Here is a 21,915-nt window from a genome sequence, read left to right as displayed (position 1 = left end):
CGCAGGGCAGGGAAGGCCCTTCAGGATTTCGAGATGGAGGCCACCTTGTCCGTCACGGGCTTGGCCTCATGCGTGCCGGTCACGAGGTCGCGCAGGGTCAGGCCGTCAAGCGCATCACGGCGCGCCTCATCCAGCCTGTCGATCAGCGGGCCAAGCTTGTCATTGTCGACGATCACTTCCGCCCCGGGGCGCAGGGTCAATTGGGCATGACCTTCAGCGCCCTGCCGTACGATGCGCAGCCATTCTTCCACCGGTATCCGATCCAGCGGGCGCGCGGGCACAAGCCCCGGCACGTCGCTACCGGTTTCCAGCAGCATGCCCTCCTGGAGCAGGAAGCTGATCACCCGCTCTACTGGCGGCAGCGGCAGGTGCATGATCCGCGCAAGCCGTTGCGACGTCCACGGCGTCTCCCCGCGTTCGAACGCGGCTGCCACCAGATAGGCAATGTCCAGGGCCAGGCGCTCCCGCGCTTCAATGGACAGGCGATAGACCGCGCTGCGCGTCAGATAGGCCGGGTTCTGATGATAAAATGCGATGCCTGCGCCCGCGAGCAGGATGAGCCAGCCCACATACATCCAGAACATGAAGACAATGAGCGACGCGAAAGCCGAATAGATCACGGCATAGCGGGCTGATGTCACCACGAAGCTCGCAAATGCCCAGCCGGCAATGTTCCAGGCAAGGCCGGCCACCACCGCGCCGACAAAGGCCGCTGTCAGCGTCACCCGCGTGTTTGGAATGACCATGTAGATGATCATGAAAACCAGCACGACCAGGAAGTAAGGCACCAGCCGCGACACTTCCGACAGCACGGCCTGCATGGATTCCCCGCCGATCCCGTCAACAGCGGCAGATCCCGCCACGCTGGCCATAAGGCCCATGGCAACCACCATCAGGATCGGGCCGACCAGCAGCACGCTGACAAAATCCGAAAAGCGGCGCGCCAGCGGCCGCAGCCGCCGCACCTGCCATATCTCGTTAAGGGCGGCTTCCACCTTCTGCAGCAGCGACACCCCCGTATAGATCAGCACCGCGATACCGACCGAGCCGAGCAGGCCGATATTCACCTGCTCGACGAAGCGCAGGATAGTGTCGCGGATTTCCAACCCCTGGCTGCCCAGCGGTGCCAGGAATTCTGTCAGAAAGACTTCAAGCTCCCGGTCGACACCAAAGCCTTTCAGCACCGAAAACACGATCGCCAGGGCCGGGATCAGCGCCAGCAGGGTCGTGTAGACGAGGCTCATGGCATGCAGATTGAGCGTTCCGGACGAAAAATCGCGGATCAGCACGCCTGCGATGCGCAACATGTGCTGCGCCTGCCGCTGCCACCACGGCGCGCCGTCCAAGGGGGCGTCCCAGATGAAATACCAGGCCCGGTTGGTCAGGTCGCTCAGGGTCATCTCACACTCTCACATGCCTGAAACAATTCAGGCCTAGGTCTGGGCTCACTCACGATATCGATCCCGTGAGTTTGGTTAACCCCGGGTAAAGACCGCGCTTTAGGAAAGCCGTTGTTAAGCTTGCCTGGTGTTTACTCTACCAAATTTGCGCCCGGCTGTCGGGCGTGGCCGGAAACAGGCTTTCCACGGGGAAAGCCGTATAGAGGCGGGTCACCCGTGTCGGAGAGCAGCCTAGTCGAGCAGCTTCAGCTTGCCCTTTCGCAGCTTAGCGATGCGGAAGCGGACAAGCTCACGCGCGCGCTGGAGCGGGACAGGCTCTCGGGCGGCAAGCTGCCTCATGATCTCATTCTCGCAGCCCTGCGGCCGCGCCTCCAGGCACGTGACATGGCCAGCAAGAAGCGCGGCGGTGCCCCGACACCCGTCCGCCATCTGTGCTGGCCGTTCGAGGAACTGCTGGTCAACCGCCGCGGCGGCAAGAAGCACCGGGGCCGCGTGGCCCGTACCTCCATCATGCCCGTCTGGCAATGGCTGTCTGAAGACCTGATCCCCGACGCGCTGGCTAAGATTTCACAACTGATTGTCGAACACACATTGGCGAAAGACGAAGAAGCGCTGGCAAACGCGGTTGACGTGCTTCATGCGACCTGCGCCGTCGCCATTCGTGAAAAGCTTGAGGAACTGCGTCCCGACAGCAAGCCGAGGCGGGCCGTGGCAGAGAAACTGGGGGGCGAGGAGGTTCTGCAGGATGCGGCGGAGATGGGCCTGCTGCTGAATGCGGCGCCTCATCTGCGCACCTTCAAAGAAGGGCTGCCGAAGCACATCCCCGATCTCACCTCGGAACTGGCAAATCGGGTGCGTGACCTGTTCGAGATCCTCGCACACAACCAGCCTGACGCAGCCCCCTATGCGGCCGTCATTGCCATGCGCCATCTCGAGAAGCCCTGGCAGATGTTCCGCATCGTCAAGGGCGTGGCCCACACAAACACCGATGTGCTGATCAGCCGGACGGACATTTCCATCGTCGGCGAGCTGCTGCTTTGCGATATGGAAGACGCGGTTGATTGCCTCGAGACCGTAGACCCGGCGCAGGATCCTGACACGACGCTTGACCAGCTGCGCCAGTTCACCCGCATTTCCCGCGGTGTAACGGAGGAGATCGGTGTGCGCCGCGATGGTGCCTGGGCCACCCGCCTGATGAGCGCGCGCGGTGCCGTGTCCGAAATCATCCGGGAGCGGATGGATAAGGCTCCCACCCATATCTACAAAGCATTGCCCCTGCGCTCCACCGGCCGGTTCGGGCGGTCGGGCCCCAAGCGTCCAAATTTGTCGCGCGAGCTGGAACCAGGGCTTGTTGCCAACGCGGTCAACACCGTCCGCTTCCTTGAAGGCGCGCGGCGCTTTGCTGAGGCAGGCTCCTTCGTGGGGGCGCTCAATGCGGCCATCGCTGACGTGGACAAATATCTTGAAGACTATGAGCGCACCATCATCGATGAGCTGCGCACCGAGGACGCTGCCATCCGCGAGCGCGGCAAGGCATATCTCGAAGCAGTCGTAAGCGTGGTGGATGTCTTCCGCAACGCGGAAGAGGCTGCTCTGCTGCGCAAGCGGGGCCTTCTCGCCGTCGAAAGCGCCATTGCCTGACGCTAGGAGGCGCCTGTCAGTCTGCTACTTCTTTCCTCTTTGCCTTGCCGCATCAGCCGGTATGCTGGCGCGCAACAACAGGCAATTCAGGTGAGGCATCACGCAGATGGCGACTTCCTATGACGGCTATTCCCAGCTTTCTTTCGACCGGCCCCACGACCGGGTGCTGCGCATCACCATCGACAATGAAGCCCGCCTCAATGCGCTGAACGCGGATGGCCATCGCGAGCTCACCTATGTGTGGAACGAGATCGACCGTGACGACAGCGTCAACGCGGTGATCCTTCGCGGGCGCGGCAAGGCATTCTCCGCTGGTGGTGATTTCCAGATGATCGAAGAGGTGCTGGATGACTTCACGGCCCTCACCGGCCTGTGGAAGGAGGCCCGCGATCTCGTCTACAACATCGCCAATTGCAACAAGCCCATCGTCTCCGCGATTACCGGACCCTGCGTCGGGGCGGGGCTTGCGGCAGCACTGCTGGCGGACATCTCCATCGCCACCCCCAACGCCAAGATCGTCGACGGGCACACCCGCCTGGGTGTCGCCGCGGGCGATCATTCGGTTCTGATCTGGCCGCTGCTCTGCGGCATGGCCAAGGCCAAATACTATCTCATGCTCTGCGAACCGATCGACGGCACGGAGGCCGAGCGCATCGGCCTCGTGTCGCGGCTGGTCGAGGAGGAAGAGCTGGAAGCCACCTCAATCGACATCGCCACCCGCCTCGCCGAGGGCAGCCCCAGCGCCATGCGCTTCACCAAATATGCCCTCAACAATGTGCTGCGCATGTTCGGCCCCGCCTTCGATGCCTCAACGGCACTGGAGATGCTGGGCTTCACCGGCCCTGACCCGCGGGAATCTATCAATGCCCGCAAGGAAAAGCGGCCGCCGGTCTTCAACCCCCACAGCCCGCTCTAGGCAGGCAGGGCTTAGCCTGCCGGGCTGCGCAGCGCGTCCGCATAGGCAAACAGGCCGGGCGTGCCGCCGGTGGCCATGAACACCACGGTCTCATCCGCGGCAAACGTCCTCACCTGGATAAGGGCGATCAGCCCGGCCATCGCCTTGCCGCTGTAAACAGGGTCAAGCAGCAGTCCCTCCGTGCGGGCCACGAGCTGCAGCGCTGCCACCATCTCCGGGGTCGGCATGCCGTAGCCTTCGCCCAGAAACCCTTCGTGCAGGATGATCTCATCCGCCGACAGCGACATCGCCCTGTCCGGCTCGGCGCGTTTCATCGTGGCACCGGCAAGGGCCGCGGTGGTCTCGCGGGCCTTTTCGCCGTCCGGGCTCAGCACGTTGATCCCGTGCACCATCACCTGCGGTGCATAAAGCGACGCACCGGCCGCAAGCCCCGCCTGCGTGCCGGAAGACCCGTTGGCCACGACCACGTGATCAATGCCGCCTGTGCTCGCGGTCTGCTCCATCAGTTCACGGAACACCCGCACATAGCCAAGGCAGCCAACGTCGCTCGACCCGCCCACGGGAATGACATAGGCCTTGCGGCCCGCCTTCACCATTTCCCCGATGACCTCGTCAAAAACCTCGCGCCCGTTCGCGTCGCCGGGGAACACCCGGATATCGGCCCCGAAAATGTCATCCAGCAGCACATTGCCGGACGTCCGGTAGGCGTCACTCTCATTGGGCACCGTCGAGAACAGCAGGCCGACGCAGTCAAGGCCCAGCCGGCTTGCAGCCCCTGCGGTCTGCCGCACATGGTTGGATTGCACAGCCCCCGCCGTAATCACCACATCCGCGCCATTCGCCTTCGCGTCGGCCAGCAGATATTCGAGCTTGCGGATCTTGTTGCCGCCGCCCGCTGTCTGCGTCAGGTCCTCGCGCTTTACCAAGAGGCGCGGGCAGGTGACACCGGTTGTCTCAAGTGCCGCCTTGAAGCGCGCCATCTCCATAAGCGGCGTCGGAGGTCCGGCCAAGTCTTCCCGGCTGATCTTGTCGAATTGGCTGTCCATCACGTCCCCCGCTCCGGTCGCAGTCCTGTGGGTTGATTTGTCCGTTAGATGGCCCCGGCGTCGCGCAGGGCCGCAATCTCGTCAGCGCTATAGCCGAGTGATGCCAGCACGTCGTCCGTGTGTTCACCCAGAAGGGGCGGGCGCATGCGGATGCCCACGTCGCTTTCGGTCATCCGCACCGGAAAGCCCGTCACCGGTGCAGGCTCAGGCATGCCGGGGAACTCCACCGGCGTGAAGAAGCCGGCCTCGTTGACATGCCGGTGCGTCAGCACGTCAGCAGGCTTCAGCACCGGCCCTGCGGGAATGCGCGCAGCCTCGAGCTCGGCCAGCGCCTCTTCGGTTGTGCGTTGCGCCGCCCATTCCGCCGTCCGCTTACTGAGGATCTCACCATGGTCGCCACGCGCCAGATCATCCTTGAAGCGCGCGTCTTCCAGCCAGTGCTCCTCGCCCATCAGCCGCGCCCAGCGCTTGAACAGGGGCGTGCCCAGCACCTGCACGAAAATCCAGCCATCCTTGGTGCGGATGGAGTCTGCCGGGCCTGCATACTGGCTGCGGTTGCCGCTCGCCACCCGGTCGGTGCCGCGCAATTGCTGCTCGATCAGGTGGAAATTGAAATAGGTGAGCGCGGTGCCCAGCAGCGCGCCTTCCACCATCTGTCCCTTGCCTGATTTGCCGCGCTCCATCAGCGCCGCCATTGTGCCCAAAGCTGCAAACGCCGCGGTGCCGAAATCCACCCATGCCGCATAGCTCTTCACCGGCGCGTCGCCGAAGCCCGACAGATAGGCCGCGCCGGACATGGCCTGGAACACCCCGTCAAACCCCGTCTTCTCGCTGTCCGGGCCACCCCGCCCGAAGCCTGAGACGGTGGTGAGGATCACGTCATCGCGCACCGCGCGCAGGCTGTCGAGATCCAGCCCCATCCGGGTCAGTGTCGCCGGCGGCAGGTTGGCCACCACCACGTCGGCCGTCGTCACCAGGCGCTGCACCACCTCGCGTCCGGCGTCGTGCATCGGGTCGAGGGTGATGCTCTTCTTGTTGCGGTTCATCTGCAGAAACATGGAGCCTTCGCCCCCTTCGCCCGGCGCGGCCCCCGGCACGATGGGTTGCACATAGCGGTCCTCGCTGCCGTCACGGCGCTCGACGCGAATGACATCCGCTCCCATGTCGGCCAGCAGCGTGGCGCAAAAGGGCCCGGCAATGTAGCGGCCGAAATCCAGGACGCGGAGGCCGGCTAAAGGGCCGCCGCATGCCGGGGTGCCTGCCGGGGCGGGGGAGGGGGTGTCACTCATCTGGAACGTCTCTTCTGAATAGGGATGCAATTGATCCGCCACCGGCGCAAAACCCGGTATCCGGCCACATCTTCTCTATGCCTCTGTCGCGAACAGGCTACCATACTGACCGAGTCGCGCACGCCGTGGCAGACTGCCTGACAGGCAGTGTCGGCGGCAACGGCAGGTGGGGAGGCGATCAGTGGCAGGCGATGCATACCGGCAGGTGATGCGGCAGGCGGGTGACGTGGCAGCGCAGCCCCTTTCCGTCAGCTTCGATGGCGCGGACCCGGTCTATCCGTCCTGCCTGCGCGTGGGCGATGCCGCCGCCGGGGCCCTCGGAGCCGCTGCAGCCATGGCGCAGGAAGTGGGGGCCGACAGGGGGCTCCAGCGCCAGAGCCTGACGGTCAACACGCGCGCCGCTGCGGCATCGCTGCTGGGCTTTCTCCATATGCGGCTCGATGGCGAAATGGTGCTGCGTCCTGCGCTCACCAACCCCACCATCGGCATCTATCGTGCCGCTTGCGGCAAATATATTCACCTCCACGGCGGCTTTCCCCATCTGCGCGACGGCATTCTGCGCCTGCTGGATTGCGAATTGTCCGAGGACGCCATTGCCGAAGCGGTCGGCAAGTGGGACGCCGTCGCCCTGGAAGACGCGCTTGCCTATGTAAATCTGTGCGGCGCCGTCGTCCGCTCGCGGGAAGAGTGGGCCGCCCACGCCCATGGCAGGCACCTCGCCACCGCGCCGCTGGTGGAACTCACCCGTATCGGAGACGCCCCCGCACGCCCGTTGCCGGCCACGTCGGGCCGCCCGCTGGAAGGCCTCCGCGTGCTGGATATGACGCGCGTGCTGGCAGGCCCGACCTGCGGGCGTACGCTTGCGTCCCACGGCGCGGATGTGTTGCGTGTCGGAGCCGCCCACCTGCCCACCATCGAACCCTTCGTGATGGATACGGGTCATGGCAAGCGCTTCGCCACACTTGATTTCGGCAACAGGGACGACGCGGAGACCCTGCGCGACCTTGCCGAGACGTCACATCTTTTCGTCCAGGGCTACCGGCCCGGCGCGCTGGCCCGTCACGGCCTGGGGCCAGAGGAATTGGCCGAACTGCGACCGGGCATCGTCTATGTGTCCATCAATTGCTACGGCCATGACGGCCCCTTCGCCGCCCGTGCGGGCTGGGAGCAGTTGGCCCAGAGCACCACGGGCATGGCCCGGTGGCATACGGATGAAACCCAGGGCGAGGCGGCTGTGCCGGAGCTCATGCCCGCTGCGGCGACCGATTACACAACCGGCTACCTGGCCGCCTTCGGTGCGCTCGCAGGCCTCCGCCGCCAGGCGCGTGACGGCGGCAGCTGGCATGTCCGCGTGTCTCTCAGCCGTACCGCCATGTGGATGATGGATCTGGGAGCCACCAACCACCGCAAGGCCGACCCCGTGACGGAAGAAGAGGCCGCGGAGCTGTCGGATACGCGGGATACGCCCTTCGGCGCCATGCGGTTCCTCCGCCCCGCTGACAGCCTCAGCGCAACGCCATCCCATTGGGACCTGCCGCCGGAGCCGCAAGGCAACAGCCGTCCCGCCTGGCGCTGACGACGCATCCCTCTTCAGCCTGCCTGTCAGCCATCCCTGCCGGGGCGGTAGGTGCGCGTTGCTTCCGCTTCCAGCGCCGACCGGTCCAGCGGGATCGTCCGGAACTTCTGGTCCGCGTAGAGCAGCGCCTGATCGGCATAATGCGGGCTGTCCTCATCCAGCGTGGCCGACCCGAACTGGTGAATGCTGCGCGTCCGCAGTGTTCCGTCCGGCGCCCAGTCCGCCACATAGATCATCGTGTCGCCGCCCTGGGCCACCAGCCGCCCGTCCGGCTTGGGGTCGCGTGCATAGACGGCCCGCAGCAGGTCCGGCCCGCCGCCCAGCGCGAGGTCCACATCCCCGCGCCGCAACCGGTTCACTTCGCCCCACGGCACATCCAGCCGCCCCCAATGGGTGGTGAGATGGGCCACCGCCTCCCGCAGCGATTGCACCGGGTCAGGCTCCGGCTCGCCCTGCATACGGGCCCACACCACGGGTTCCCCGGCCAGCAGCGCCAGGGCTGCATGTGTGTCGTCCTTGTCAGCGCTCATGTCGAACGCCGCCAGGTGTGCCTGCGCGGCCTCCATCCTCTCGTCACCGGAGAAATCCTGTTCCAGCCACAGGCGGATCAGCGCCGCAAGCTCACTGTCCTGCGAGTAGGTCTTGTCGAACTTGTAGGCCAGGAACTCCTCGTCGCTGATTGCGTCATCAGCCCGCATCAGCTCCAGCGCCCGCAGGCCGCGATTGGTCATCTGGGTCTCAATGCCCATATGCGGGGGAAAGTCTTCCGGCCGTAGATCATCCGCTTCCGCGGTTGCCTCGAAGGGCGTGTTGTTGGCGTTGATGACAAAGCCACTGGCCGGATTGATCAGCTTCGGAATGTCTTCGAAGTCGTGATATTCCTGCCAGATCAGGTCTGACCGGTCGCCGGGCAGATATTGATGCCAGTCCCAGCCCTCAGGCCGTACCGGCATCTGCCCATTGTAGACATAGGCAATGTTCCCGGCTTTGTCGGCATAGATGTAATTGATGCTCGGCAACGCGAGAAGCCGCATCGCCTCCAGCCATTCCTCCAGCGATGTCGCCCGGTTCAGTGCATGATACTGCACGAGCTGCCTTGTCTCGCCCATGCCCGCATAGCGCACGGCATAGGTGCCGTGTTCGGTCTCCAGCACCGGTCCGTGGTCGGAGAATTTGACCTCGCGCTCGGCGTGCCACTCGAACGGGCCGAACAGCTTGACCCGGATGGTGGCCGTCGAGACGTCCATGTCCCGCCACGCGCCGTCCAGCCGGTACTGGTTTGCATTGTCCGGGCTCACCTCAAGCACATAGACGTCCGCCAGATCGGGCTTGTTCACCGTATTGGCCCAGCCCAGGTGCTGGTTGTGCCCGTGCAGGATGACCGGTGCCCCGGGAAACACGCCGCCTGTGATGTCGAGGCCTTCTTCGCTTTTCAGCCGCGCCTCATACCATGCAACGGGCCCCGTATAGGGCTGGTGCGAATTGACAAGCAGGCGGGTATGCCCGTCCGTCGAGCGGGAAGGGGCCACGGCAAAGCCGTTCGACCCGATCGGGTAGGTAGGCTTGTCCGTCCACATGAAGGCATTGTCCGGCCCCAGCGAAATTTCCTTCGCCCGCGTCTCGGCAAACAGTTCCTTGAAGGTCTTGTCGAGCCCGTAGAAGAACGGCGTCTTGAACATGAAGCCGGCGATCACGTCCCTGCCGGTCATCGGCAGCACCCCGTCCCACACCTGCCCAGGGTTTTCCGCAGCCCACAGATTGACCCCCGCCGCATAGCTTTCCGCAATCTCACGAATATAGGCGGGCAGGGCGTCATATTCCGTGTCCAGCGTCGGCCAGATGCGGAACAGGTGGACGAGGTAATCCGTCACCGCCGCATCCATGCCCTTGTGTCTGGCCAGATCACCGCGCGTGGCCACCACCACTTCCTGCAATGTTGCCCAGTCATCCTCCGATTGCGCATAGGCCAGGCCGAACGCCACATCACGATCCCGCGCCCCATAAACATGCGGCACACCCCACGCATCGCGAATGATCTCCACATCATGATCCGCGGCCGGGGCCTTCAGCGCGGCAAGGTCGGGCATGTCGCTGCCGGTATTGATCCGCAGTCCGAGCGTGAACAGCACGGCAAGGGTGAGCACGGCCAGCGCGCCGGCGATTAGGCCGGCAAGGCGAAGTCGGGACATGGGCGGTTTCCTCAAAACCTGTATGGACTTGTTCTGTTGGCCGCGACCATAGCACCCGTGGCGGTGGGCTGACACGAATGTTACATGAGAGATATGTCCGCCCACTCGGCTCCCGCCGTGAGCAGACACCCAACTCTCCCTCGCCGCCCGCCAATGGGGCGTGAGGCTGCCCGCAAAGGTCTTTCATGTCCGGTATGCTGCTCTTCTGGATCGCCGCGGCCCTGCTGATCATCGTGTCGGCTGCCCTTGTGCTTGCGCCCCTGCGCGGGCCCGGCCGCCTGCGCAGCCGGTCTGAAAGTGACGTCGCGGTCTATCGGGACCAGCTTGACGAGGTGGAGCAGGATTTGAAGCGCGGCCTCATCGGCGATGCCGAGGCCGCTGCCGCTCGCACCGAGATTTCCCGCAGGCTGCTGGCGGCCGATGCCGCCCGCGACGCGGAAAAGGGCACCCGGACGCGCGCGGGCACGTCGTTTGCCCTCATCATGGTTGCTGCCGTCCCGGTGCTGGCGGTGCTGTTCTATCTGCATGGCGGCGCGCCCGGTCTGCCGGCTCAGCCCTTCGAGGCGCGCATCAGCAAGCCGCCGGAAGAGCAGAACATCGAAGAACTCGTCGCCCGTGTCGAACAGCATCTGCGGGCCAATCCCGAGGATGCCGACGGCTGGCGTGTGGTCGCCCCCATCTATGCCCGCATGGGCCGCTTCGAGGATGCAGCAGACGCCTATGGCCGCCTCGTGGATATCGAAGGGCCAAGCGCTGAACTCCTGGCAAGCTTGGGCGAGGCGCTGGTCTTCGCCGATGAAGGACTCGTCGGTGAACGGACGGTCGCGATTTTCGAGCGCGCCCTGTCCCTTGATCCGACCCTGCCGCAGGCCCGCTATTTCCTTGGTCTTGCTGCCGTGCAGGAAGGCGACACCGATGAGGCCCGCGCCATCTGGGCAACCCTCGCATCCGATTTCGGGGAGAGCAGTCAGTGGGGCCAGATGGCCCTGCGCAGCCTCGCAGCCCTTGATCAGCCCGCCGTTGAAACAGCACCCGGCTCGGCCCCTGCCCAGGCCCCGGCGACGGGCCCCGCGTCCGAAGCCGGTCAGGCGATCGCGGATCTGCCGCCGGAAGATCGCGCCGCAGCCATTGAGGCCATGGTGGATAATCTGGATGCCCGCCTCGATGCCGAAGGCGGCCCGGTGGACCAATGGCTGCGCCTGATGCGCGCCCGCGCCGTGCTGCAGCAGGAAGAACAGGCGACAGACGTGCTAACCCGCGCCCTGTCGGCTTTTGAAGGTGATGAGGCCGCCCGCGACCGGTTGCTGACCGAAGCCGATGCCCTCGGGCTGGCCCCCTCGGAAGACTAAGCGGCGGCACTTTCGCTTGCACCTTTTCCCCGCCGAAGGTCAGCCGTGATAGCCTGCGCGCTAACCGGCTGGTGACGGGATTCGCGTCCCGCCGGTCTCCCCCATTTGTGCGTCTCAGGCAGGCAGCCCATGCCCCTTACCAGCCTCCAGAAAAGCGCCGCCCAGGCCATCGTCAACGTCTTTGAAACGGGTACGCCCCGCGGCGATTATGCCGCCGTCACCGTGCTGCCGGGCGATACCGGCCACCTGACCTATGGCCGCGCGCAGACCACCCTGGGTTCCGGCAATCTGCATCTGCTCATCAGCGCCTATTGCCGCGCCGCCCATGCAGCACTCGATGACGAGTTGCGCCCCTATCTGCCGCGCCTTGCCGACCGGGACACCCGCCTCGACCGGGATGAGCATCTGCACCGCCTGCTGCGGGAAGCAGGGGCCGACCCCGTGATGCAGGACGCCCAGGACGCCTTTTTCGATCGGCTCTACTGGGACCCGTCCGATGTCGCGGCCCGCGAGCTGGGTCTGGGCGATCCGCTGGCCCTTGCGGTTATCTATGACAGCAGGGTGCATGGGTCCTGGCCCCTCATCCGCGACCGGGTGCTCTCGGGCCGTGGCAGGCCGGGTCAGATCGGCCACAGGCGATGGGTGGAGCATTATGTGGCCGAGCGCCGGTCCTGGCTCGCAGGCCACAGCAATCAGCTGCTCCGCCGCACCGTCTATCGCATGGACGCCTTCCGCGCCCTGTTTGCTGCGGGCAACTGGTCCCTGTCGGTGCCCTTCACCGTGCGCGGGCAGGAAATTACCCATGATGTGCTGGGGTTCGGCCCCGTCCGTGTCAGCGCCGAGGACAGCGGCCAGCGGACCCTCCATCTCACCGATCCGCAGATGACCGGGGCGGATGTCCGCGCGCTGCAGGAGGCGCTGGCTGCAAGAGGATGGGCAATCAACATCGATTCCGAGTTTGGCGAGGGTACGCAGCGCTGCGTGCGCCAGTTCCAGGACGAAATGGGCCTTGTGGCCGACGGCATCGCGGGGCCCGCCACCCTGGCTGCCCTCGGCCTTGCCTGACGGGTGACCCGCGCCGCTAAAACCCTCGTGATCTTCTGCGATCTTTTGACCGTTGGGCGCGGATGCCCCGGCGGGATATATTCATCCGCGTCATGACACAGAACTCCGCAAGCCCGACTCCCAAGCCGCGCACCCGCCAGCGCACCCGCAAGTCGCATCGTGCTGCCTTCATCGTGGCAGCAGTGGTTATTCTGGGCGCCGCTGTGATCCTGGCCCTAAGCGCGCTGGAGGACACCGTGGTGTTCTTCTACAGCCCCACCGACGTCGCCGAAAAAGGCGTCTCCGCCGGCCAGCAGGCCCGCGTCGGCGGCTTGGTCGTCGAGGGCAGCGTCAGCACGCAGGGCGAGACGACCCTGTTCTCCGTCACCGACACCCGCCATTCCATCGACATCGCCTATGCGGGCATCCTGCCCGACCTGTTCCGTGAGGGGCAGGGCATCGTCGCTGAAGGCAGCTTCGCCGAGGGCGGCCGCTTCAAGGCCGACCGCGTGCTCGCCAAGCATGATGAGAATTACATGCCGCCGGAGGTCGCTGACGCGATCAAGGCATCCGGCCAGTGGAAGGAAACCGGAGAGTGATTCCTGAGCTTGGCCATTTCGTTCTCGTGCTCGCCATGGCGGTTGCCTTTGCCCAGGCAGCCCTCGGCCTGTACGGCCCGCAGCTGAATGATGCCCGCCTGATGGCGATGACCTCCCGTGCCGCAGGCCTGCAGCTTGTCCTGCTTGCCGCCTCCTTCGCGGCGCTGACCCACGCCTTCGTCACGTCCGATTTCTCGGTCATCAACGTTTACGAGAACAGCCATTCCGCCAAGCCAATGATCTACAAGATCTCCGGCGTCTGGGGGAACCATGAAGGCTCCATGCTGCTGTGGATCCTCATCCTGGCCATCTTCGGCGGCAGCGTTGCGGCCTTCGGCAGCAATCTGCCGGACAGCCTCAAGGCGCGCGTGCTGGGTGTGCAGGGGCTCATCGGCGCCGTCTTCGCGCTGTTCGTGGTGCTGGCGTCCAACCCCTTCATCCGGCTCGACCCTGCCCCCATCAACGGCACCGACCTCAACCCACTGCTGCAGGACCCGGGCCTCGCCTTTCACCCGCCCTTTCTCTATGGCGGCTATGTGGGGCTGTCGGTCGCCTTCTCCTTCGCCGCCGCGGCTTTGATTGAAGGCCGCGTGGATGCGGCCTGGGCGCGCTGGGTGCGCCCCTGGGCACTTGCCGCCTGGGCCTCGCTCACGGTCGGCATCGCCCTTGGCAGCTGGTGGGCTTATTACGAGCTTGGCTGGGGCGGATACTGGTTCTGGGACCCGGTGGAAAACGCGTCCCTCATGCCGTGGCTGGCGGCGACCGCCCTGCTGCATTCAGCCATCGTGGTGGAAAAGCGCGGCGCGCTTAAATCCTGGACTGTGCTGCTGGCAGTGCTCGCCTTCTCCCTGTCCTTGCTGGGCACCTTCCTGGTGCGGTCAGGCGTGCTGACCTCGGTGCATGCCTTCGCGGTGGACCCGGAGCGGGGCCTGTTCATCCTCGGTATTCTGATCTTCTTCATCGGCGGCGCGCTTGCGCTCTATGCGTGGCGTGCGCCCACTCTCAAGCTGGGCGGGCTCTTTGCCCCGGTCAGTCGCGAGTCAGCGCTGGTGGTGAACAATCTGCTGTTCACCGCCGCCACGGCCGCTGTCCTCATCGGCACCCTGTATCCGTTGGTGCTTGAGGGGGTAACCGGGGAGAAGATCTCCGTCGGCCCGCCCTTCTTCAACGCGACCTTCACCCCCATCATCCTGCCGCTCCTGGTGCTCGTCCCCTTCGGCCCCATGTTGGCCTGGAAGCGGGCAGATGCCATGGCGACGGCCCAGCGTCTCTACGCGGCTGCCGTCATCGCCCTCGCGGTCGGGCTCATCGCCCTGTTCGTGGTGGAAGGCGCGCCGGTGCTCGCCGCCCTCGGCCTTGCCCTGGCCACATGGCTTGTGGCCGGTGCGGTGGTTGATCTCGCCGAGCGCGCACGCGTCGGGCGTATCCCGTTTGCGCAAAGTCTCAACCGCCTCAAAGGCCTTCCGCGCTCCGCGTGGGGCACGGCCATCGCCCATGCGGGCGTCGGTGTGCTCGTCTTCGGTGTGGTCGGCGTCACAGCCGGCGCGGAAGAGCGCGTTGAGCTCATGTCCGCCGGTCAGTCCATCGAAATTGGGGGCTATGAGGTTGTCTTTGAGGGTGTGCAGCCAGCACCCGGCCCCAATTATGAAGCTGATCGCGGCATCTTCACCCTGAAGCGGGGCGGGCAGGAAGTCGGCCAACTCTTCCCGGAAAAACGCTTCTATCCCGTCGCCCGCATGCCGACGACCGAAGCCGCGATCCGCACCACCATACTCGATGATGTCTATGTGGTGCTCGGCGATCCGCAGCCGGGTGCAGCCCCGGGCGAGACGAGGTGGATCGTCCGCGCCTACCACAACCCGCTCCAGCCCCTGGTATGGATCGGCTGCATCGTCATGGTGCTCGGTGCCTGCGTATCGCTTGCTGACCGCCGCCTGCGCGTCGGTGCGCCGTCCCGCAAGTCACGCGTCCAGCCCGCGGGAGCGGCGGCTGAATGATCCGGACTCTGATCATAAGCCTGCTCGCCCTCAGCCTCATGGCCGGTCATGCCGCAGCCTATGAGCCGAGCGAAGTGCTGGATGATCCGGCACTTGAAACCCGTGCCCGCACCATCAGCGCGGAGCTGCGCTGCATGGTCTGCCAGAATCAGTCCATCGATGATTCCAATGCGCCGCTCGCCAAGGACCTGCGCATCCTGGTGCGTGACCGCCTGCTGGCCGGCGACACGGACGAGGAAGTGATCGAATTCGTGGTCGACCGTTACGGGGAATATGTGCTCTTGCGCCCGCGCGTGGCCCCGCACACCTATATCCTGTGGTTCGGTCCCTTCATCGTCTTGTTATTGGCAGGCCTGTTCGCCCTTCGCTACGTTAGGACCCGCAGCGTTGAAGAGGCAGCGGGCGAGGGCACGCCGCTGACTGAGGATGAGCGCGCCCGCGTGGACCGCCTGCTGGGCACCCCGCAGGACAATTGACCGTCTGTGCCCTGACGGAAGCAGCAAGGGCAGGGCCTATGGCACAGCAGACACAAAGGGTGGAATTCGCAGGCAGCCAGGGCGGCAAGCTGGCCGGTCGGCTGGAACTGCCCCATGGCAAGCCGCGCGCCTTCGCCCTCTTCGCCCATTGCTTCACCTGCTCCAAGGATGTGTTCGCTGCGTCGCGCATAGCCGCACGCCTGTGTGCTCATGGCATTGCTGTACTGCGCTTCGATTTCACCGGCCTCGGCCAGTCGGACGGCGATTTTGCCAACACCCATTTTTCGTCCAACGTGGCGGACCTCCTGAAGGCAGTCGACTATCTGCGGTCGGAGCATGAAGCACCCTCGATCCTGATCGGTCACAGCCTTGGTGGTGCGGCAGTTCTGGCAGCGGCCGGTGACGTGCCCGAGGCAAAGGCCGTTGCCACCATCGGGGCGCCGGCCGATGCCGCGCATGTGGCGGAAAACTTCCACGCCCATCTCGAGACCATCGAAACCGATGGCGAAGCGGAGGTGGAGCTGGCCGGGCGGCGCTTCAACATCCGCAAGGAATTCCTCGAGGACATCCGCAGCCAGGAGCTCACGCCGCGCATCACCACCATGAAGAAGGCCCTGATCGTCTTCCACGCGCCACGCGATGAAACCGTGGGCATCGACAATGCCGAAAAGATCTTCGTTGCCGCGCGTCACCCCAAGAGCTTCGTCTCGCTGGATGATGCGGATCATCTGCTGACCCGCCGCAAGGACGCGGCCTACGTGGCCGACGTCCTGTCCGCCTGGGCCACCCGCTATCTGGGTGAGGAAGCCGTTGACAACAAGCCTCTCGTAAAGGGCGAGCCGGACCGTGTGACGGTGGTCGAAACCCGCTCCGGCAAGTTCCAGAACCAGGTCATTGCCGGAGAGCACCTGTTGCTCGCCGATGAGCCGGTGAGTGTCGGCGGCATGGATACCGGCCCCACGCCCTACCAATATCTCAACGCCGCGCTCGGCACCTGCACAGCCATGACCCTGCGCATGTATGCGGACCACAAGAAGCTGTCGCTCGACCGGGTTGTGGTGCGCGTCGGCCATGACCGCATCCACGTAGATGATTGCGCGGAATGCGCAGAGCATGAGGGCAACACCAAAGGGATGGTCGATCTCCTCGAGCGCGACATTGAGCTCGAGGGCGATCTCGACGATGAAACGCGCAGCCGCCTGATGGAAATCGCCGACAAGTGCCCCGTGCACCGCACGCTTGAAAACAAGATCGTGGTGCGCACCAGCCTGCGGAGCTGATCGGTAGGTCACGAGTCCGCACGTGTGGCAGGCTGTGGTTCATTACCAATTTGTCATGTGGCCGCAAGCCGGCTGTAAGGCGGCGGGGCCGAGACTGAGACCATTCCGGGAAGCAGGATTCGGGTCCGAAGGGTCCGTTTCTGTGGATTGGAAACGGCCCGGTCGCTTTCATCACAAGCGTCATCACTCCAGGCCGTTTTAATCAGCCGCACCGGTGGACACAGTGTGTCGTGTTCCCCCACGAGTGTTGCCGGTGCGGCTCTTTTCTTCCAATCAGGCGCCGACAGATGCGCAATCCCCGGTCTCATCCGCCGGTGGCAGCTCTGCGCGCACCGGCGTAAGCTGGAGGCGCAAATCATGACGGTTCAGCCCAGCCCCATGGGGGCCGACCTTGCGGGAGAAGACGTGCGCGTACTTGTCGTCGAAGATGATGTGGAAGCAGCAGCCTATATCGTGAAGGGCCTGCGCGAGAGCGGCCATGTGGTCGATCATGCCGCCAATGGCGATGACGGGCTCAACCTTGCCATGTCCGGCCAGTTCGATGTGTTGGTGATTGATCGCATGCTGCCCCGTCAGGATGGCCTGTCCGTCGTCTCCACCCTGCGCGAGGAAGGGCAGACCACGCCGGTGCTGTTTCTCAGCGCGCTCGGCGAGGTCGAGGACCGTGTCAGCGGCCTCCGCGCCGGCGGTGATGATTACCTGACAAAGCCCTTCGCCTTCGCGGAACTCCTAGCCCGCATCGAGGTGCTGGTGCGCCGTGCCAACCCCGGCGAAACACAAACAAGGATGCGTGTCGGCGGCCTGGAGATGGACCTTTTGGCCCGCAAGGTGACCCGCGACGGCCAGGACATCGACCTGCAGCCGCGCGAATTCCGCCTTCTCGAATACCTCATGAAGCATGCCGGGCAGGTGGTGACACGCACCATGCTGCTGGAGAATGTCTGGGAATATCACTTCGACCCGCAGACCAACGTGATCGACGTGCACATTTCCCGCCTGCGCGCCAAGATCGACAAGAACTTCGAGACGCCGCTGCTCCACACGGTGCGCGGCGCGGGATACACCCTCCGTGCCCCTGGATAAGCTGCTCTCGACCACCACCTTCCGGCTCGCCCTTGTCTACCTGGCGCTGTTCCTCGCATCCGCCAGCGCGCTGCTGGCTTATCTCTACTGGAACACCGCAGGCTTCTTGGCTCGCCAGACCGAGACCACCATCCTCGCGGAAACCTCAGCGCTGGTCAGCCAGTATGACGAGGGAGGCCGCGCCGCGCTCGTTCATGGCGTCATCACCAAGGCGCGTGACCCCCGCCAGAACCTCTATCTGCTGGAAGACCAGAACGGCGAAGCGCTGGGCGGCAATCTCACAAGCTGGCCGCTGATGGCGAGCGACACCGATGGCTGGCTCAGCTTCGTCTATCCTCGCCGCACCGTGGAAGGGGAGGTCGAGATCCATGAAGCCATCGCGGTGATGACGCGGCTGCCCGAAGGCATGAGCCTGCTGGTGGGTCAGGACATCGAGGAGCGCCGCCAGCTTGAAGCGCAGATCACCAATGCGCTGGGCTGGGCCGTCGGTGCCATGATCGTGCTCGGCATTCTCGGCGGCGCGATCATCAGCCGAAATCTCGTCGCCCGGATTGACGATATCAACCGCACCGCCAAGGACATCATGGGTGGGGAACTGTCCCGCCGCATTCCGGTAACCGGGGCAGGCGATGAAATTGATCAGCTCGCGGAAAACCTGAATGACATGCTCGATCAGATCGAGCGCCTGATGCTGGGCATGCGGCAGGTGACCGACAACATCGCCCACGATCTCAGAAGTCCGCTCAACCGCCTGCGCAACCGCCTCGAAGTCACCTTGATGAAACCCGCGACACAGGAGGAATATGCCCAGGCGCTGGAAAAATCGATCCACGAGGCGGACGAGCTTCTGGGCACCTTCAACGCGCTGCTGCTCATCGCTCGCGCCGAGGCCGGCGCTGCGCGGGACGGCATGGACTGGGTGGATCTGAGCGCTCTGGCGCAGGATGCAGCCGAACTCTATGAGCCCGTTGCTGAAGAAGCGGGCCTTCGCCTCGATCTCGCGATTGAGCCGGGCATCGAATATCACGGCCACAGGGAGCTGCTGGCGCAGGCCATCGCCAATCTGCTCGACAATGCCATCAAGCACGCCGCCCATCCCGGAGGCATAGGCGAAGGTGTGATCCGCCTCGCTGTCCGGAGCCGCGGGGCACGCGGCGCAGAGGTAAGCGTCAGCGACAATGGCCCCGGCATCGCCCCCGAAGACCGGGAGCGCGTGCTTGGCCGCTTCGTTCGGCTTGAGCAGAGCCGCAACACACCGGGCAGCGGCCTGGGCCTCAGCCTCGTCAGCGCCGTCACGCGCCTGCATGGCGGGGCGCTGCGCCTTGAAGACAATGAGCCGGGCCTGCGCGTCGTCATTGGCCTTGCCCGCCGCGCCCGCCATCAAAGCCATGAGGCGGCTGCCGAATAGGGAGGGCAGGCGTCAGGCGATGAGTGTCTGTGCCACCTCGTTGCGCACGTCGTTCTCGATTACCCCGATCTCGCTGATCTCGATCCGGACCTTGTCCCCGTCCTTGAGGAACAGGGGCGGGTCCATCGCCATGCCCACACCTTCCGGCGTGCCGGTGAAAATGAGATCGCCTGGTTCGAGGGTAAACGCCGTCGTCAGATGTTCGATCTGCTGGCGGATCGGGTGGATCATCGCCGCTGTGGACGCGTGCTGACGCTGGATGCCGTTGACCTTTGTGGTGATGGTCAGTGCCTGCGGGTCGGCAACCTCGTCAGCGGTCACGATCCATGGTCCGGTTGGCCCGTGAGTGTCGAAGCTCTTGCCCATCTGCATTGTCGGTGTCCGCTTCTGCCAATCGCGGACCGACACGTCATTGCCCGCCATATAGCCGGCGATCACCTCATGCGCACGGTCCGCAGGCACATGGCGACAGCGTTTGCCGATCACCACAACAAGCTCGCCCTCGTAGTCCACCATGTCGGACGCCACCGGCTTGTCGATGACGCCGAAGGGGCCGGTAATGCAGGTGTGCTGCTTGTTGAACCAGATCTGGTGCGGCTGCACCTCGCGGCCCGTCTCCTCCACATGCGCCTTGTAATTGAGACCGATGGCCAGCACCTTGCCGGGACGGGGTATGGGCGCAGTCAGCGTCACGGCCTCAAGCGGCAGCGCGTCACTCGCCTGCGCCTCGTCGCGCAGACGTGTCAGCAGTGCCTCGCCTCCGGCCAGCACGTCACGCAGGGTCAATCCCTCGGACGACAGCCCCCTTGCAGGCCGCAGGACGGTGCCCGACCCGGTGGTCTCCACAAGACCGATATGGGTGGTGTCGTTGTGGGTAAAGGCGGCCAGGCGCATGAGCTGCTTCCTTTCAAATCGTCATCCACTCTGTGCATACTACGGCCCGTATTTGTCTGCACCCCGCATGTTTCCGGAACAGGGCTCCCATGGAAATCATTCTCGGTATTGTCGCGCTCGTGCTCATCGGCGGGTACATCTGGTATGTCACGCTCATCGCCCGGCGCAACCGCGCCCGCGAAGCGCTCTCATCCATCGATGTGCAGCTGCGCAAGCGCCACGATCTGATCCCCAACGTGCTCACCATCGCCCAGAGGTTCATGGAGCACGAAAAGGAGCTGCTGACGGAGGTGACGGAGCTGCGTGCCCGCGCCATGGCTGATTACAATCCCGACGATCCGGCAGCGGTGAAGAGCCACATCGAGGCTGAGCGCAGCCTGCAGGCAGGCATGATGCGCTTCTTCGCCACAGCCGAGGCCTATCCGGAATTGCGCTCGGCGGAGGCCATGACCAAGGCCCAGGACACCTATACCGAGGTGGAAGGCCATATCTCGGCAGCCAGGCGCTTCTACAACGCAGCCGTTACAGATCTGAACAATGCGGTTGAGGTTTTCCCCGGTAGCGTCATCGCCGGCATGGCCAGCGTGAAGCCGATGCCATTCTACGAGGTCGAGGAAGCAGCCCGCGCCCCGGTGAATGCAGGTGATTACCTCAAATAATCCGGCGGCGGAGGAGGGGCGGCCATGACCCTTGAAGACGTCGAACGGCTGCACCCGCGCTTTGTGGGCGCTGCGGCCTTCTACCACAAGGAACTCGAGCCATTCCTCGTGGAGCAGGAGGCCCTGCGCAGCGCCGCCTACAAACAATTGGTACGCTATTCGCTGATCCTGCTGCCGCTTGCGGCTGCCACCATCGCAGCGATCTGGTTCGCTGGCGGGTTCGACGCAGGCTGGGTCGGCTGGGTGATGGCCGGCCTGACCGTCGTTGCCACCCTGGGCACACTTGGTTGGCTTACCAGCAAGGTCACCGCGGTGACCTCCCGCGTGAAGCAGGAAATGCTGGCTCGCATCAGTTCCTTTCTGGACTTCACCTACAACGCAGAGCCCACCCAGGCGCGCCTCGACTGGTTCCGCGACACGCGGATCGTACCCAGCTATGACCGGTCGTCTCTGGAAGATGAACTGCTGGGGGAGTGTGACGGCATCAGCTTCGCGCTGTCCGAAGCCCATCTGGAAGACCGCCGCACCCGCCGCGACAGCAATGGCCGCACCGAAACATATTATGTAACGGTGTTCCGCGGCCTGCTGGCGCGCTTCACTTTCGCCAAGCCGTTTGCGGGCCGCACCATCCTCGTGCGCGACGGCGGCATGCTCGGCAATCTATTCAGTCGCTTCGGCAAGTCCGGCGAGCGCGTCCGCCTGGAGGACCCGCGCTTCGAAAAAAGCTTCGAGGTCTTCTCATCGGACCAGGTCGAAGCGCGTTACCTCCTCACGCCGCGCTTCATGGAACGGGTGATGGAGCTTGAAGCCCTGCTGGACGGCAAGCTGCAGCTGGCCTTTGACGCCGACCATCTGCTCCTCTCGGTCAATGGCGGCAAGGACCGCTTTGAAGGCGGCGGCCTCAGCGCCCGCCTCGATGACCCGGCAGCCATCGCACGGCTGTTTGAGGAGATCGGCATCGTCTTCGGCATCATCACTGCCCTCAACCTCGCCACGGCCACACGGGCCTGATCCTGTCTGCTTCGTGGCGCAGCGAATCAATTTTCACGTCACTGCGTTGCCCCCGATC

At 64.7% G+C, this 21,915-nt stretch carries 18 protein-coding genes; 13 read left to right on the top strand and 5 right to left on the bottom strand.

Features of this window, described 5'->3' with window-relative positions; genetic code table 11:
• Positions 1 to 20: 20 nt before the first annotated feature.
• Positions 21 to 1,400 carry a YihY/virulence factor BrkB family protein gene (locus tag HG718_RS08955; protein WP_160587378.1) on the bottom strand — a complete coding sequence of 460 codons (1,380 nt, stop codon included), beginning with the start codon at positions 1,398 to 1,400 and terminating at the stop codon, positions 21 to 23.
• A gap of 216 nt (positions 1,401 to 1,616) precedes the next feature.
• Here HG718_RS08955 and HG718_RS08950 point away from each other — a divergent pair, with 216 nt between their 5' ends.
• Entirely contained in the window at positions 1,617 to 3,041 is a 1,425-nt protein-coding gene (locus HG718_RS08950; RefSeq protein ID WP_160587379.1) for a hypothetical protein, read from the top strand.
• A 106-nt stretch (positions 3,042 to 3,147) separates the two neighbouring features.
• The gene (locus HG718_RS08945) at positions 3,148 to 3,957 is read left to right on the top strand and encodes an enoyl-CoA hydratase/isomerase family protein (protein ID WP_160587380.1); all 810 of its coding nucleotides are present in this window, start codon (positions 3,148 to 3,150) and stop codon (positions 3,955 to 3,957) included.
• An 11-nt stretch (positions 3,958 to 3,968) separates the two neighbouring features.
• Here the strand turns inward: HG718_RS08945 and HG718_RS08940 are convergent, their stop codons facing one another.
• A complete protein-coding gene (locus tag HG718_RS08940; RefSeq protein WP_244617678.1) occupies positions 3,969 to 5,003 on the bottom strand; it encodes a D-cysteine desulfhydrase family protein in 1,035 nt (344 codons plus the stop codon).
• A gap of 44 nt (positions 5,004 to 5,047) precedes the next feature.
• Positions 5,048 to 6,292: a CaiB/BaiF CoA transferase family protein gene (locus tag HG718_RS08935; protein WP_160587382.1), complete on the bottom strand. Its 1,245-nt coding sequence runs from the start codon at positions 6,290 to 6,292 to the stop codon at positions 5,048 to 5,050.
• A 181-nt stretch (positions 6,293 to 6,473) separates the two neighbouring features.
• Here HG718_RS08935 and HG718_RS08930 point away from each other — a divergent pair, with 181 nt between their 5' ends.
• On the top strand, positions 6,474 to 7,868 hold the full coding sequence (locus HG718_RS08930; protein ID WP_160587383.1) for a CoA transferase: 1,395 nt from the start codon (positions 6,474 to 6,476) through the stop codon (positions 7,866 to 7,868).
• Between the two features lie 26 nt (positions 7,869 to 7,894).
• On the opposite strand, the gene HG718_RS08925 is transcribed toward HG718_RS08930, so the two are convergent.
• Positions 7,895 to 10,057: an acylase gene (locus HG718_RS08925; protein WP_160587384.1), complete on the bottom strand. Its 2,163-nt coding sequence runs from the start codon at positions 10,055 to 10,057 to the stop codon at positions 7,895 to 7,897.
• Positions 10,058 to 10,242: 185 nt separating this feature from the next.
• On the opposite strand from HG718_RS08925, the gene ccmI reads away from it, so the two are divergent.
• From ccmI to HG718_RS08885, 8 genes are all read left to right on the top strand, one after another.
• Entirely contained in the window at positions 10,243 to 11,406 is a 1,164-nt protein-coding gene (gene ccmI, locus HG718_RS08920) for a c-type cytochrome biogenesis protein CcmI (RefSeq protein ID WP_160587385.1), read from the top strand.
• Between the two features lie 129 nt (positions 11,407 to 11,535).
• A complete protein-coding gene (locus HG718_RS08915) occupies positions 11,536 to 12,471 on the top strand; it encodes a peptidoglycan-binding protein (RefSeq protein ID WP_160587386.1) in 936 nt (311 codons plus the stop codon).
• A 92-nt stretch (positions 12,472 to 12,563) separates the two neighbouring features.
• Positions 12,564 to 13,049 (top strand): cytochrome c maturation protein CcmE, encoded by a 486-nt coding sequence (gene ccmE, locus HG718_RS08910; RefSeq protein ID WP_160587387.1) that lies wholly within the window; start codon positions 12,564 to 12,566, stop codon positions 13,047 to 13,049.
• The gene (locus tag HG718_RS08905; protein ID WP_160587388.1) at positions 13,046 to 15,046 is read left to right on the top strand and encodes a heme lyase CcmF/NrfE family subunit; all 2,001 of its coding nucleotides are present in this window, start codon (positions 13,046 to 13,048) and stop codon (positions 15,044 to 15,046) included. The genes ccmE and HG718_RS08905 overlap by 4 nt, the downstream gene beginning before the upstream one ends.
• Positions 15,043 to 15,522 carry a cytochrome c-type biogenesis protein gene (locus HG718_RS08900; RefSeq protein WP_160587389.1) on the top strand — a complete coding sequence of 160 codons (480 nt, stop codon included), beginning with the start codon at positions 15,043 to 15,045 and terminating at the stop codon, positions 15,520 to 15,522. The genes HG718_RS08905 and HG718_RS08900 overlap by 4 nt, the downstream gene beginning before the upstream one ends.
• A 38-nt stretch (positions 15,523 to 15,560) precedes the next feature.
• Positions 15,561 to 16,802 carry a bifunctional alpha/beta hydrolase/OsmC family protein gene (locus tag HG718_RS08895; RefSeq protein WP_160587390.1) on the top strand — a complete coding sequence of 414 codons (1,242 nt, stop codon included), beginning with the start codon at positions 15,561 to 15,563 and terminating at the stop codon, positions 16,800 to 16,802.
• 357 nt (positions 16,803 to 17,159) lie between these two features.
• Positions 17,160 to 17,885 carry a response regulator transcription factor gene (locus HG718_RS08890; protein ID WP_280179170.1) on the top strand — a complete coding sequence of 242 codons (726 nt, stop codon included), beginning with the start codon at positions 17,160 to 17,162 and terminating at the stop codon, positions 17,883 to 17,885.
• Positions 17,872 to 19,293, top strand: coding sequence for a sensor histidine kinase (locus HG718_RS08885; protein ID WP_160587391.1), 1,422 nt, complete (start codon positions 17,872 to 17,874; stop codon positions 19,291 to 19,293). Before HG718_RS08890 ends, HG718_RS08885 begins: the two co-directional genes overlap by 14 nt.
• A 12-nt stretch (positions 19,294 to 19,305) precedes the next feature.
• On the opposite strand, the gene HG718_RS08880 is transcribed toward HG718_RS08885, so the two are convergent.
• Positions 19,306 to 20,187: a fumarylacetoacetate hydrolase family protein gene (locus HG718_RS08880; protein WP_160587392.1), complete on the bottom strand. Its 882-nt coding sequence runs from the start codon at positions 20,185 to 20,187 to the stop codon at positions 19,306 to 19,308.
• An 89-nt stretch (positions 20,188 to 20,276) separates the two neighbouring features.
• Between HG718_RS08880 and HG718_RS08875 the strand changes: the two genes are divergently transcribed.
• Entirely contained in the window at positions 20,277 to 20,846 is a 570-nt protein-coding gene (locus tag HG718_RS08875) for a LemA family protein (protein ID WP_160587393.1), read from the top strand.
• Between the two features lie 24 nt (positions 20,847 to 20,870).
• Entirely contained in the window at positions 20,871 to 21,857 is a 987-nt protein-coding gene (locus HG718_RS08870; protein WP_160587394.1) for a DUF3137 domain-containing protein, read from the top strand.
• Positions 21,858 to 21,915: the final 58 nt, after the last annotated feature.

The organism is Pyruvatibacter mobilis (assembly GCF_012848855.1).
Classification (GTDB): domain Bacteria; phylum Pseudomonadota; class Alphaproteobacteria; order CGMCC-115125; family CGMCC-115125; genus Pyruvatibacter; species Pyruvatibacter mobilis.
This window is presented reverse-complemented; position numbering and strand designations above follow the sequence as displayed.